Raw genomic sequence first — 12,078 nt, 5'->3', positions numbered from 1 at the left:
GGAAGAGTTTTTTGTTTCATCCCCACAGCGTGCATTTTATGGAACTCCATAAGATGATACGCATCCGGATCTATCCAAGGGGGCGGCTGAGCGGAGCGCCGTTTTGCTGGAGAGTGTTGGGCAATAGATGATGTTCAGGGGCGCGGGCCGGTTGGCACAAAAAGATACATCACAAGCACCGGCGAACGATATCGCGGCGAGCAAGCCAGCCAAGCGCCGCCGCAGCGAGACTGCGCGCGACACCAATGTCGGCGCCGCACTGCGTTCGGTATATTCCCAGACGGTTGATGAACCTGTTCCCAACGAGTTTCTGGATCTGCTGAGCAAGCTGGATTGACCCCATGAGGCCGGCTAACCCTCGGACGGGCCGGGCTAAACGCGCTGGTGACGCCTACGGATGAAGCTGACGACCAAGCTCGCTTTTGCCCGTCTCTCCACCGGCACAAAGATGTTGATTATCCTCTCGGCCGCGATGCTGCCGCTGGGATTCATCGCGTTGCTCACCTCGCTCGACATGGCCCGCTCGGCATCGCTCGAAAGCAGGACCGCGGCGCAGACCACCACGGCCATGTACGCAGCTCAGTTGGATGCGGCCCTTAAATATGGTCTCGATACCGTCCGTGGCGCAGCGGCGAGCGTGCAAGAGCCCCGAAGTCTATGTGCCGCGCTCAACCGGCAGACGAAGTTCAGCAGTATCCGCCGCCTGCCCACCGCGATCTTCGACCGGTCTGGCCGCAAGCTGTGCCAGTCGGTCGGCTCGCCGATCCGCCTCGCGACCGCGCTGCCACCTGGAACCGATCGTCTCGAACTCGATCCGCAAAGAGGACTTTTACGCTTCACCTCCGCACGCGCGGACGGAAGCGTGACGATCCACTCCGAGCTTCCGCTTGCCGCCATTCACCTGAACCGGCGAGAAGAGGAGGGGTTGCCGCTGACGCATCTGAGTTTGCGGCAAGGCGATAGCGTGCTTGTCCTGCTCAATCGCCCGAACAAGGGGGATGACGGCGTACTGCGCCTGTCGCAGCCGCTGGCCGGTGGCCGGCTGGCCTTGTCGGCCGAATACAGGCTCGCGCCGGCCCGGGCGAGGACCCTGCTCATGGTCATGCTGCCGATCCTGATGTGGGCCGCGGCCGCCTTTACGGGCTGGTTCATCGTCAGCCGGCTGCTGGTGCTCCCGCTGGTCCAGCTCAAGGAATCGATCGATGCCTGGCAGGGTACCGGAGGTCCTCTCGTCCTGCCCCGGATCAATACCCCGAGCCACGAGATCCGCGATCTTGCCGAGAGCTTCGCGACTGTGTCAGCACGCATCTACAAGCATGAGCGAGAGCTGGAGGAAGGGCTCGCCCGGCAAACCAAGCTGACCCGCGAAGTCCATCATCGCGTCAAGAATAACCTGCAGGTGGTGTCGAGCCTGATCAACCTGCACGCCCGCGGTGCAGAGGGCGCCGTTGCCGACGCCTATGGGGCTATCCAGCGCCGTGTCGATGCGCTGGCGGTGGTCCACCGCAACCATTATGCGGAGCTGGAGGAGAATCGCGGCGTCTCGATGCGGTCGCTGGCTGGCGAGCTTGCCAGTTCGCTCCGGGCGTCGGCTCCAGCGTCGGCGGCGGGTATGCCGATCGCGCTCAACATGATCGACGTCTATGTGATCCAGGATGTCGCCGTGCCGGCGGCGTTCCTGATCACCGAAGTGGTGGAGTTGATGATGCACTGCAATCCGCAGGGATCGGTGCTGATATCGCTTGAGACGACCGCCGAGCCGGATCGCGCGAACCTGCGCATCGAGTCTGTGGGCATGCCGGAGGGCGCGCTCGATCATTATCCGGGCATCACGCGATTCGAGCGGGTGGTGACCGGTATTGCCCGTCAGTTCCGGGCCCCGCTGGCCGAAGATCTTCACGCCGGGCGCTTTGAAATCCGGATCAGCATCCTGGGCTGACCAGCCGATTCAAGATCCTGCAGCCCGCGTCGAAAAATTTTCGCGGTGACAGGAACCAAATCAGCGGCAACCCGTTCTCGTCTTCGGATAGCGATGCTTTGCCCCCCCCCGCTCCCGCTATCCGCTCAACAAGGGCCCGGTCGCGTCATCCCCCCCGTAGATGCGGCCGGGCCCAATAAATTTCCCAGTAATGTCCATGCACACCGCATATGTTACCGCGCGGGAACAAAGCCTGCGCGGGAGCATTGACGATCGAGCCTCTCCGAGGAGGGGCCTGGATCAACCGAAAGGGTTCACCATGTTCAAGCGCACCATCGCCATTGCTTTCGTCAGCGTCAGCTTGCTCGCCATCGCGGCCTGCAACACCGTCGAAGGTGCCGGCAAGGACGTATCCTCGGCTGGCAAGGCGGTCGCCAACGCTGCAGACGACGCCAAGTAAAGGCACGAACTGCCCGGGCGTAGCCGGGGCAGGGCATAAGCCCGGGGCGGTCAGGCCGTCTCGGGCTTTTCGTTGCTGTCCTTCTTTCGGCCGCGCTCGGTGATCCAGATGCCGATCAGTGCCAGTTCGTACAGGATGACCAGCGGAACGGCGAGCAACAGCTGCGAGCCGACATCGGGCGGCGTCAGCACCGCGGCGATGGCGAACGCGCCGACGATCGCATAACGGCGCGCGCCGACCAGTTGTTTGCGGGTGACCACGCCAGCCCGCTCCAGCAGCATCAGCAGGATCGGCAGCAGGAAAGACAGACCAAAGCCGAACAGGAACTGCATGACGAACGACAGGTAATTGCCCACGCCGGGCAGCGCCTCCTGCTGAACGCCGCCAAGATTGCCCTGGAAGCCGAGCAGGAAATGCAGGGCGACCGGGATCGCGACATAATAAGCCAGCGCTGCCCCGCTCAGGAACAGCATCGGCGTTGCGAACAGGAAGGGCAGCAGCGCGCGCTTCTCGTTGCGATAGAGGCCGGGGGCGACGAACTGCCAGATCTGGTTGGCGATGATCGGGAAAGACAGCATCATCGCGGCAAAGAAGGCGACCTTGATCTCGACGAAGAAGGCCTCGAAAATCTGCGTGTAGATCAGCTTGCCCTGGCCGGCGCGCAGCAGCGGCTGGACGAGGAAGGCGAAGATCGGCCGCGCGAAATAGAGGCACACGGCGAACGCGACCGCGAGCGCCGCGACCGACATCAGCAGCCGTCGCCGCAGTTCGAGCAGATGGTCGAGCAGCGGAGCGCGGCTCTCGTCGATGTCGGCAGTCTCGTTCATGGCAGCGGAGTTTTGGCCGGCTCGGCTTCGATATCGACAGGAGCGGGCATTGGCGCATCCGCTGTCGGCGGTGCTTCCGGAGGACCGCCCAGCGGCACCATCTCCCCCTCGATCATCGGCGGCTCCGCGGCATGCTCACGCATGATCCGCTCATTTTCCGCCGCCCACTTCTTTTCCATCTCTTCGAGTTCGGCCTGGCGGATCATTTCGTCGATGCCGGAGCGGAAATGGCGCGCGACGCCGCGCGCCCGCGCGACCCATTGACCCACGAAGCGCATGGCCCGCGGCAAATCCTTGGGGCCGATCACAAGCAGCGCGACGACCGCCACGAGCAGCAATTCGGTTGGGGCGACGTCGAACATCGCGATCGATCAGCGGCCGGTGCCCTGAATCAGCTGTGCGGCCGATCATCCTGCATCGGCTGCAGCGTCGGATCCGGATTCGGTTCCAGCGGAGGCTGCTGCTGCAGGCGCGCGGCGGGACGCGGTGGTGCAGGCTGCACCGGCTCGTCTTCCTCGGCCATGCCCTTCTTGAAGCTCTTGATGCCCTTGGCGACATCACCCATCAGGTCCGAAAAACGGCCCTTGCCGAACAGCAGCATCACGACCACGCCGACGATGAGCCAGTGCCAGATGCTCAAACCACCCATCATGAATCTCCTTGGATGGGTGTCATCTAGTCGTCCTCGCCGCCTTTTTCCATCTGTAGTTGCTCGAAAGCGAGATCGACCGGATCGAGCAGGCCTGCGGCCTTCAGGTCTGCGATGCCGGGCAGGTCCTTGCGGCTGCCCAGACCGAAATGGGCGAGAAAGGCCGGCGTCGTCGCGAACAGCAGCGGTCGGCCCGGAGCCTCGCGCCGTCCGGCGGGCCTGATCCAACCGGCTTCGAGCAGCACGTCGAGCGTTCCCTTGGAAATCTGCACACCGCGAATCGCCTCGATCTCGGCGCGACTCACCGGTTCGTGATAGGCGATGATCGCGAGCGTCTCGATTCCGGCGCGGCTCAGCTTGCGCGGCTCCTCGCGCGTGCGCCGGAGGATATGAGCGAGGTCCGCGGCCGTCTGGAAGTGCCAGCGCCCGCCGCGCTCCACCAGCTCTATGCCGCGCCCGGAATAAAGGGCCGCCAGCCGTGGCAGCGCATCGCCCAGGCCGTCGGCGCCGATCACGCTCATCAATTCGGCCGGGCTCATCGGCGTCTCCGCCGCGAACAGGGCTGCTTCGATGGCGCGGAGAAGGTCGTCGGGTTCCTCGATCATGCCACCTCCGGCGCCCTGAGCATGAGCGGCGCGAACGCCCCATCCTGCATCAGTGCGATGCGGCCCTGCCGCGCCAGCTCAAGCGCCGCGACGAAGCTCGAAGCGAGCGCCGAACGGCGATATTCGCCGACCGCGTCGGGCGGCAGGAAGGCTTCGAGGCTGGTCCACTCGATCAGGACGCCCACCATCCGCGACACCCGTTCGATCGCCTGTTCGAGCGTCATCACGGGGCGGCGCTGGACGATATGGACAGGCACGTCGGCGCGGGCGCGCACCATCCCATAGGCGGCGATCAGATCGTAGATGCTCGCGTCCCAGGCGGCCTTGCGGATCACCTTGAGTCCCTCGGGCCTGCCGCGCCCGAACACGTCGCGGCCGAGCCTGTCGCGCCCCATCAGCCGCGCGCCGGCTTCCCGCATGGCGTGCAGGCGCTGGAGCCTCAGCTGAAGCCGCATTGCCAACTCTTCCGGGCTGGGATCAACCGCGGGGTCCTTGGGCAGAAGCAGGCAGGACTTGAGATAGGCGAGCCAGGCCGCCATCACCAGATAATCGGCGGCGATCTCGAGCTTCAGCGCCTTGGCGTTCTCGATGAACGACAGATATTGCTCGGTCAGCGCGAGGATGGAAATCTCGCGCAGATCGACCTTCTGCACGCGCGCCAGGTTCAGCAACAGGTCGAGCGGTCCCTCCCACCCGTCGAGCTCGAGCGTGAGCATGTCCGCGCCCGCTTCGGACAGCGGCAGGTCGAAATTATCATCGGCGTCGTCCCCCAGCATCGCGCGATTAAAACAGGATTCGCGGCCCTTTGAAACCGACACTGTATGAAAATCATCCCTGTCCGCGGCCTCCGTCGGGCTGACGAACGGGCGTTCCGGATGTCAGGCGGGCAGATAGGCCATCAGCGCATCCCGCTTCGCGATCAGCTCGTCCAGCGAAGCACCCGTTTTCGCGCCGGCCACCGTCGCCATCGCGCGGTCGAGCCGCGCCTTCGCCGCTTCTCCGATCGGACCAGTTACCCCGGCAATGGCCTCCATTTCGGCCATTTCGCCCGAACAGTGCAGGGCGATGTCGCAGCCGGCCGCCAGCACGCCGGCCGCGCGCGCACCGAAGTCGCCGGACAAGGCGTGCATGCCGAGATCGTCGGACATCAGCAGGCCGTCGAAGCCGATCCGCCCGCGGATGATGTTCCCGATCACCCTGGACGACAGGCTGGCGCACTCCTCGGCGTCCCAGGCGGTGTAGACGACGTGCGCCGTCATCGCCATCGGTGCGTCGTTGAGCGCGATGAAGGGGGCGAGATCGGTTTCCAGAGCCGCCACGTCGGCATCGACCACCGGCAGTTCGACATGGCTGTCGGACATCGAGCGGCCATGGCCCGGCACATGTTTGACCACGCCGACCGCCCCGCCGGCGCGCAGCCCCTCGAGCACCGCTCGGCCCAGCGCTGCGACGCGCATGGGTTCGGTTCCCAGCGCACGATCACCGATGATGTCGTGCGCCCCGGGCTGGCGGACGTCGAGTAGCGGCAGGCAGTCGACGTTGATTCCCGCCTCGGCCAGCATAACCGCGAGCGCCTGGGCGTTGTGACGGGTGGCCTCGATCGCGGTCATCGGTGCGATGTCATAGAGCCGGTCGAACAGCTCGGCCTTCGGGAAGGCAGGCCATTCGGGCGGCTGCATCCGCGCTACCCTGCCGCCCTCCTGGTCGATCAGGATCGGCACGTCGTCGCGGCCCGACAGGGCCCGGAGGCTATCGGTCAGCGCGCGCAGCTGGACGAGATCGGCGATGTTGCGCCTGAACAGAATATAGCCGGCCGGATCGAGATCGGCGAAGAAGCCGCGCTCAGCGTCGCTCAGCGCGGTACTCGCGAGGCCAAGGAAGAGGGGGGTCATCAGCCTGTAATTCCCTGTCCATTCAGCGTCACCCAGCGGAAGCCGGGGTCTCGGGAGCAGCGTAGCGCGCGAGCCCCCTGTGACCCCGGCCTCCGCCGGGATGACGACTATTGCTTATCCGATCACCGAGCAGCTCTCGCCCGCAGTCCTCAGGCGGCCGCAGATATCGCCTGCATTGCCGCCGCTGGCGCGGAGCCGGTAGAGCGTCTTGTCGCCCGACTGCACCGGCACCACCGACTGGGTGAGCCCGGCCAGGAAGGAAAAGCGCGTCGACAGGTTCTTCCACGCCGCATTGGCTTTGGCCTGGCTGGAGAAGGCGCCGAGCTGGATGGTCGAGCCGCCCGACACCGGCGCGGCGTCCGGCACCGCGGCGGCTGCGGCGGGCTTGGGTTTCGGCACGGTCTTGACCGTCGCGGCGGGTGCGGGAACAGCAGCCGGTTTGGCGGCGCTGGGCTTGGCCGCGACCGGCGCGGGTGGCGGCGCTGCGGGTTCCTCGACCGGCGCGCGAGCGACATTGACCGGCGTCTCGGCGGCGCTGCTCGTGTCGATCACGCTCTCGACCTCGTTGCCCTTGCTCGCGCTGTAGACGATCTCGTCGTCGCCGGCTGCGGGGGCCTGGTCCGCCGGGCGCTCCTTGTAATAGCTGTCGGGCGCCTCGATCAGCGCGCCTTCGCCGGATGCGGCGCGGTCATTGCCGCGCATCCAGAAATAACCCCCGACGACCATGCCGATCAGCAGCAGGGCGGCGACGGCCCACAGGATCAGTCTCCCGGTCGATATGCCGCCCTCTTCGGGCTCCTCCTCGACCGGTTCGAGCCACGGCAGGCGATCCTCGTCGTCGGGGCCGAGGCGGTCGCGCGAGTAATCGGTCATCTACTGCATCTCCTCCGCGGCGGCGACGCCCATCACCCCAAGGCCGTTGCGGATAATCTGCCCGATCGCGTCGCTGAGCGCCAGCCGCGCGCGGGTGATTTCGGGTCTGTCGGCCAGCAAAAAGCGACGAGACGGATCGTCGTTGCCGCGATTCCACAGCGCGTGGAACAGCGCCGCCAGATCGTAGAGATAGAAGGCGATCCGGTGCGGCTCATGCGCGATAGCCGCGGCTTCGGCGATCCGGGGATATTGGGCGGCGAGCTTGACCAGCGCCAGTTCCTCGGCGTCGAGCAGCGACAGATCGGCGGCCGGCGTAACGTCGATCCCCGCCTCGGCGGCGCGGCGGTGCAGCGACCGGCCGCGCGCATGCGCATATTGGACGTAGAAGACCGGATTGTCCTTGGACGCCTCGACCACCTTGGCGAAGTCGAAGTCCATCTGCGCATCGGCCTTGCGGGTGAGCATGGTGAAGCGCACGACATCCTTGCCGACCTCGCGGACCACATCGGCCAGGGTCACGAAGCTACCCGAGCGCTTCGACATCTTGACCGGCTCGCCGCCGCGCAGCAGCCGCACCATCTGCACCAGCTTGACGTCGAAGGGGATCTTGCCACCGGTCAGTGCCTGCACCGCCGCCTTGATCCTCTTGACGGTCCCCGCATGGTCGGCCCCCCAGATGTCGATCAGCATGTCCGCGCCATCGGCCTTCTGCGCATGATAGGCGAGGTCGGTGCCGAAATAGGTGAGCCCGCCGTCGGACTTGCGCACCGGGCGGTCGCTGTCGTCGCCGAACGCGGTGGCCCGGAACAGGGTCATCTCGGTCGGTTCCCAGTCGTCGGGGAGCTCGCCCTTGGGTGGTTCGAGGGTGCCCTCATAGACCAGCCCCTCGGCGCGCAGCCGATCGAGCGCTGCGTCGACCTTGCCGGCCTTCTGGACCGCTGCCTCCGACGCGAACACCTCATGTTCGATGCCGAGCAGTGCCAGGTCGGCTCGGATCATCTCCATCATCGCGGCGACGGTCTTTTCCCGGAACAGGTCGAGCCACTCGCTCTCGGGCGCACCGACGTAGCGCGAACCGAACTCGGCAGCGAGTGCCGTCCCGATCGGGATCAGATAGTCGCCCGGATAGAAGCCCTCGGGAATCTCGATCGTCTCGCCCAGCGCCTCGCGGTAGCGCAGCTGCGCCGAGCGCGCGAGCGTCTGCACCTGCGCGCCGGCGTCGTTGACATAATATTCGCGGGTGACGGTATAGCCGGCATATTCGAGCAGGGCGGCGAGCGCATCGCCGACGACGGCGCCGCGGCAATGGCCCATATGCATAGGGCCGGTGGGGTTGGCCGAGACATATTCGACGTTGACGCGCTTGCCGGTGCCGAGCTGCGACCGGCCGTAATCGCCGGCGGCGGCAAGGATCTGCGCGAGTTCGTCGCGCCAGCTGTCCTCGGTCAGCCGAACATTGATGAAGCCCGGGCCGGCCACTTCGGCTCCGGCGATCTCGGGCAGCGCTGCGAGCTTCGGCACGATCAGCTCGGCGAGCGCGCGCGGATTGGTGCCGGCCGGCTTGGCGAGCACCATCGCCGCATTGGTGGCCAGGTCGCCATGCGCAGGATCGCGGGGCGGCTCGACCGCGACATTCCGTCGATCGATGCCGGCCGGCAGCGCCCCGGTCGCTTCGAGGTCGTCGAGGATGGCGCCGATACGGGCGGCAAAACTGGCATAAAGCGTGGGCAAGGGATGTTCCGTCAGCACTTGGTCAATGGATGGCCGCTCTAACCGAACTGCCGCGAAAGGTCAGGCCTTAGTTTTGATGCCGCCTTCGGCGCGGCTGTAGGTCGGAATCGAAGGGGCGATCGGATCGAGCCGCACCCACAGCGCGAGCAGCATCGCCGCGGCCAGGGCGGTGCCCGGCATCCAGCGCGGGAAGCGCCCCGGCAGCAGCGGCTGGATCAGCGGCAGTGCCGCGAACAGCAGGACGATCGTCACTGCCGGCATCTCGGCGCCGATCGCCAGGAAGATGAAGTGCGCCTGTGCGAGCAGATGGCCGATGCCGATCGCCGCGCAGAGCGCGCCGATGACGAGGGCCGGCGCGAGCGGCAGCCAGGCGCGCGCCGCCAGGGCGATCGCGCCGAGCAGCAGCGGCCAGTGCAGAAGCGGCGCGGCGGTCGGCTCGACGATCTGGACCAGCGCTCCGGCGAGAAGCAGCAGCAATGCCGCACCCTCGCCGCGATCGTCGCTCGACACCGGCAGGAACCAGGCCGCCGCCATCGCCATCAGCGCGACGGCGACCAGCGGGATGAGCGGACCGCCGGTCAGCAGTCCTACCCACATCAGCGCCATGGCGGGCGCGATCATCAGCGGACGCAGCTCGTGACGCCGAAAGCGATCGAACAACATCAACGCGGCGAGGATGGCCAATGCGGCGGCCATCTCCAGGCGGGGCAGCGCGGCGAGCCGATCATAATAATTGGCGCCGCCGCTCCCCGACAGCGCATTGAACATGGTCAAGAGCAGCGATGCGTGGAGCAGCAGCGCGGCCGTCACGATCATGCCCCGGCCGATCGAGCTCATCCCCGGCCGCGTCCGCGACAGCGCGGCGGCCATCAGCGCACCGGCCAGCAGCAGGACCGCCCAGCCGGCCGCTATGGGATAAACGATGGTCACCCGCCCCAGCAGATCGGCGAAGGCGGCATTCGGCGTCCTGGCCGGCAGGTCGGCCGCGAAGGCCATCGCCGAGGCGAGCGCGAGCGCCTGATCGCCCATGTCCTGCAGCGAACCGCGATCGACCGCTTCCGGGATTGCGAGCGGCGAATGATAGGCATAGCCGCCGTCCAGCACGGCGAGGTTGAAGCCGGCGATGCCGCGCTGTTTGGCAACGCTATAGTCGGTGTAGTTCGGCATCATGTCGTAGATCAGGACCGACAGCGAATTGGTCGCCGGCCGCGCGACCCTGTCGGCATAGAGCCGCATCTGCGCGCCGTTGGCGGATCCGGTCTCGAACATGTTGGCCCGCCCGCCCGCGCCCCTTGCCTCCATGTTGATGATCATCCCTACATGGGCCGCGAGAGGATGCCGGGTGAAGAAGGCCGTCGAGCCGTCGAGGCCGATCTCCTCGCTGTCGGTGAACAGCAGGATGACGTCGCGCAGCGGCTGCCCCTGCGCGCGCAGGGCGCGGCCTGCTTCGAGTGCCGCAGCAATCCCCATCGCATCGTCCGCTGCGCCCGGCGAACCCCACACGCTGTCAAAATGCGCCATCAGCAGCAGCGCGGCCCGGGCACGATCGCGGCCGGGAATGATGCCGACGACATTATGCGCGACGACGCCCCGTTGCTCGCGGCCGCTCCATTTGCCCAGCCGGTCGAGCGACTTCTGCGGCAGCGGTGCGACCTGCTCCGAGACCTCGGCGCCGAGCACGCGCAATCTGGCGGACAGATAGGCGCGTACCTTGGCATTTTCCGGTGAACCCACGGGGTGGGGGGCACGGCCGATCGCCACGATGTCCGCAAAGGCACGGTCGGCTGAGAAGGCAGCCGGCGGAGCGTCGACGCCCCGCGCTGCCGGCGGCATCACGCTCAACACCGCCCAGAGGATCGCGCCCGCCAGCGCCGCGGCGAGGGCGATGGCGCGCGCCATCAGAATCCCTCGTCGAACTCGATCGGCTCGACCAGCTCGCGGTAGCGGGACAACGCGTATCGGTCGGTCATGCCGGCGATGAAGTCGCCGATGTGGCGAGTCCGTCCCGGCTCGGCGTGCGGCATGGTCTCGCGCCAATGAGGCGGAAGCGTGCCGGGGTCGGCCTTGTAGACATCGGCCAGCCCGGCGATCACCCGGCCGGTACGCGCCGCGACGTCGAGCTGCTGGGGATGGTGATAGAGATTGGCGTACATGAAGCGGGTCAGCGCCTTTTCGCGTGCTGCCATGTCATCGGAAAAGCCGATGAGGGCCCCGCCGGCTGCGCGGATATCCTCGACCGAGCGGGGCGCGGCTGCGTCGAGACGGCGACGGCTCTCCGCGAGCAGGTCGTTGACCATGCAGCCGATCTGCTCGCGAACCAGTTCGCCGAGCAGGCGCGGTGGCGGGACGTCCGGATAGCGTGCGCGGACCTTGTCCCAATTGGAGCGGACTAACGGGTCTTCGAGCACCTGGTCGAGCGTCAGCAGCCCAGCCCGCACGCCGTCGTCGATATCGTGATTGTCATAGGCGATGTCGTCGGCGAGGGCCGCGACCTGCGCCTCCGCACCGGGCCAGCTGTCGAGTTCGAGCGGCCAGGCGGCGTCTATCTCAGCCATCGCCCAGGTCCTGCGCGCCAGCGGACCATTATGCTTGGCGAGGCCCTCAAGCGTCTCCCAGCTGAGATTGAGCCCGTCGTGTAGCGGATAGGGGGAGTCCAGCCGGGTCAGCATGCGCAGCGTATGGGCGTTGTGATCGAAGCCGCCGACCTCCGCCATCGCCGCCTGCAGCGCTTCCTCGCCAGCATGGCCGAAGGGCGGGTGGCCGATGTCGTGACCCAGGCAGAGCGCCTCGGTCAGGTCCTCGTTGAGGCCCAGCGCGCGCGCTATGGTGCGGCCGATCTGCGCGACCTCGAGGCTGTGGGTGAGGCGGACGCGGTAATGGTCGCCGTCCGGCGCCACGAAGACCTGTGTTTTTTGGCGCAGCCGGCGAAAGCTGATCGAGTGGATGATGCGGTCACGGTCGCGCTGGAACGCATCGCGCGGTCCCCGCGTCTCGCCGCCGCCCGCAATGTGGAACCTGCCCCGGCTACGGGCCGGATCGGAGGCATAAGGCGCAAGCGTCGGCATCGGCGCCGTGATGGCCGAGCAACGTGCGCAAGTCGAGGGGACTTCGCGATCCGCTCGG

13 protein-coding genes are annotated in these 12,078 nt (G+C 66.8%); 3 read left to right on the top strand and 10 right to left on the bottom strand.

Features of this window, described 5'->3' with window-relative positions; genetic code table 11:
- The first annotated feature begins 127 nt into the window (after window positions 1–127).
- From AC1DPF_RS08035 to AC1DPF_RS08025, 3 genes are all read left to right on the top strand, one after another.
- Window positions 128–337: a NepR family anti-sigma factor gene (locus tag AC1DPF_RS08035; RefSeq protein ID WP_477868904.1), complete on the top strand. Its 210-nt coding sequence runs from the start codon at window positions 128–130 to the stop codon at window positions 335–337.
- A gap of 60 nt (window positions 338–397) precedes the next feature.
- Window positions 398–1,939: a sensor histidine kinase gene (locus AC1DPF_RS08030; RefSeq protein ID WP_477960619.1), complete on the top strand. Its 1,542-nt coding sequence runs from the start codon at window positions 398–400 to the stop codon at window positions 1,937–1,939.
- 298 nt (window positions 1,940–2,237) lie between these two features.
- The gene (locus tag AC1DPF_RS08025) at window positions 2,238–2,378 is read left to right on the top strand and encodes an entericidin A/B family lipoprotein (RefSeq protein WP_340315073.1); all 141 of its coding nucleotides are present in this window, start codon (window positions 2,238–2,240) and stop codon (window positions 2,376–2,378) included.
- Window positions 2,379–2,428: 50 nt separating this feature from the next.
- Here the strand turns inward: AC1DPF_RS08025 and tatC are convergent, their stop codons facing one another.
- The 10 genes from tatC to AC1DPF_RS07975 form a co-directional block, all read right to left on the bottom strand.
- On the bottom strand, window positions 2,429–3,205 hold the full coding sequence (tatC, locus tag AC1DPF_RS08020) for a twin-arginine translocase subunit TatC (protein ID WP_477868909.1): 777 nt from the start codon (window positions 3,203–3,205) through the stop codon (window positions 2,429–2,431).
- A complete protein-coding gene (gene tatB / locus AC1DPF_RS08015; protein ID WP_477868911.1) occupies window positions 3,202–3,567 on the bottom strand; it encodes a Sec-independent protein translocase protein TatB in 366 nt (121 codons plus the stop codon). Before tatB ends, tatC begins: the two co-directional genes overlap by 4 nt.
- 29 nt (window positions 3,568–3,596) lie before the next feature.
- Window positions 3,597–3,854, bottom strand: a complete 258-nt coding sequence (locus AC1DPF_RS08010; RefSeq protein WP_477869274.1) for a twin-arginine translocase TatA/TatE family subunit — start codon at window positions 3,852–3,854, stop codon at window positions 3,597–3,599.
- Between the two features lie 26 nt (window positions 3,855–3,880).
- Window positions 3,881–4,459 carry an SMC-Scp complex subunit ScpB gene (gene scpB / locus AC1DPF_RS08005; protein ID WP_477868913.1) on the bottom strand — a complete coding sequence of 193 codons (579 nt, stop codon included), beginning with the start codon at window positions 4,457–4,459 and terminating at the stop codon, window positions 3,881–3,883.
- The gene (locus AC1DPF_RS08000; protein WP_477868915.1) at window positions 4,456–5,235 is read right to left on the bottom strand and encodes a segregation and condensation protein A; all 780 of its coding nucleotides are present in this window, start codon (window positions 5,233–5,235) and stop codon (window positions 4,456–4,458) included. Before AC1DPF_RS08000 ends, scpB begins: the two co-directional genes overlap by 4 nt.
- A 102-nt stretch (window positions 5,236–5,337) precedes the next feature.
- Window positions 5,338–6,351, bottom strand: a complete 1,014-nt coding sequence (gene nagZ / locus AC1DPF_RS07995; protein WP_477960617.1) for a beta-N-acetylhexosaminidase — start codon at window positions 6,349–6,351, stop codon at window positions 5,338–5,340.
- A 114-nt stretch (window positions 6,352–6,465) separates the two neighbouring features.
- Window positions 6,466–7,224: an SPOR domain-containing protein gene (locus AC1DPF_RS07990; RefSeq protein ID WP_477868919.1), complete on the bottom strand. Its 759-nt coding sequence runs from the start codon at window positions 7,222–7,224 to the stop codon at window positions 6,466–6,468.
- Entirely contained in the window at window positions 7,225–8,955 is a 1,731-nt protein-coding gene (gene argS / locus AC1DPF_RS07985) for an arginine--tRNA ligase (protein ID WP_477960615.1), read from the bottom strand.
- 60 nt (window positions 8,956–9,015) lie between these two features.
- Window positions 9,016–10,854 (bottom strand): M20/M25/M40 family metallo-hydrolase, encoded by a 1,839-nt coding sequence (locus tag AC1DPF_RS07980; RefSeq protein WP_477960613.1) that lies wholly within the window; start codon window positions 10,852–10,854, stop codon window positions 9,016–9,018.
- Window positions 10,854–12,020, bottom strand: a complete 1,167-nt coding sequence (locus tag AC1DPF_RS07975) for a deoxyguanosinetriphosphate triphosphohydrolase (protein WP_477960611.1) — start codon at window positions 12,018–12,020, stop codon at window positions 10,854–10,856. Before AC1DPF_RS07975 ends, AC1DPF_RS07980 begins: the two co-directional genes overlap by 1 nt.
- Between the last annotated feature and the right edge of the window lie 58 nt (window positions 12,021–12,078).

Source organism: Rhizorhabdus sp. P4_G6, assembly GCF_056401045.1.
The sequence above is the reverse complement of the archived record's forward strand: the minus strand, read 5'-3'. Positions and strand labels throughout refer to the sequence as shown.

Coding starts and splice junctions, on each gene's coding strand:
- AC1DPF_RS08035 (WP_477868904.1), top strand. CDS start 128: ATGATGTTCAGGGGCGCGGGCCGGTTGGCACAAAAAGATACATCACAA.
- AC1DPF_RS08030 (WP_477960619.1), top strand. CDS start 398: ATGAAGCTGACGACCAAGCTCGCTTTTGCCCGTCTCTCCACCGGCACA.
- AC1DPF_RS08025 (WP_340315073.1), top strand. CDS start 2,238: ATGTTCAAGCGCACCATCGCCATTGCTTTCGTCAGCGTCAGCTTGCTC.
- tatC (WP_477868909.1), bottom strand. CDS start 3,205: ATGAACGAGACTGCCGACATCGACGAGAGCCGCGCTCCGCTGCTCGAC.
- tatB (WP_477868911.1), bottom strand. CDS start 3,567: ATGTTCGACGTCGCCCCAACCGAATTGCTGCTCGTGGCGGTCGTCGCG.
- AC1DPF_RS08010 (WP_477869274.1), bottom strand. CDS start 3,854: ATGGGTGGTTTGAGCATCTGGCACTGGCTCATCGTCGGCGTGGTCGTG.
- scpB (WP_477868913.1), bottom strand. CDS start 4,459: ATGATCGAGGAACCCGACGACCTTCTCCGCGCCATCGAAGCAGCCCTG.
- AC1DPF_RS08000 (WP_477868915.1), bottom strand. CDS start 5,235: ATGCTGGGGGACGACGCCGATGATAATTTCGACCTGCCGCTGTCCGAA.
- nagZ (WP_477960617.1), bottom strand. CDS start 6,351: ATGACCCCCCTCTTCCTTGGCCTCGCGAGTACCGCGCTGAGCGACGCT.
- AC1DPF_RS07990 (WP_477868919.1), bottom strand. CDS start 7,224: ATGACCGATTACTCGCGCGACCGCCTCGGCCCCGACGACGAGGATCGC.
- AC1DPF_RS07980 (WP_477960613.1), bottom strand. CDS start 10,854: ATGGCGCGCGCCATCGCCCTCGCCGCGGCGCTGGCGGGCGCGATCCTC.
- AC1DPF_RS07975 (WP_477960611.1), bottom strand. CDS start 12,020: ATGCCGACGCTTGCGCCTTATGCCTCCGATCCGGCCCGTAGCCGGGGC.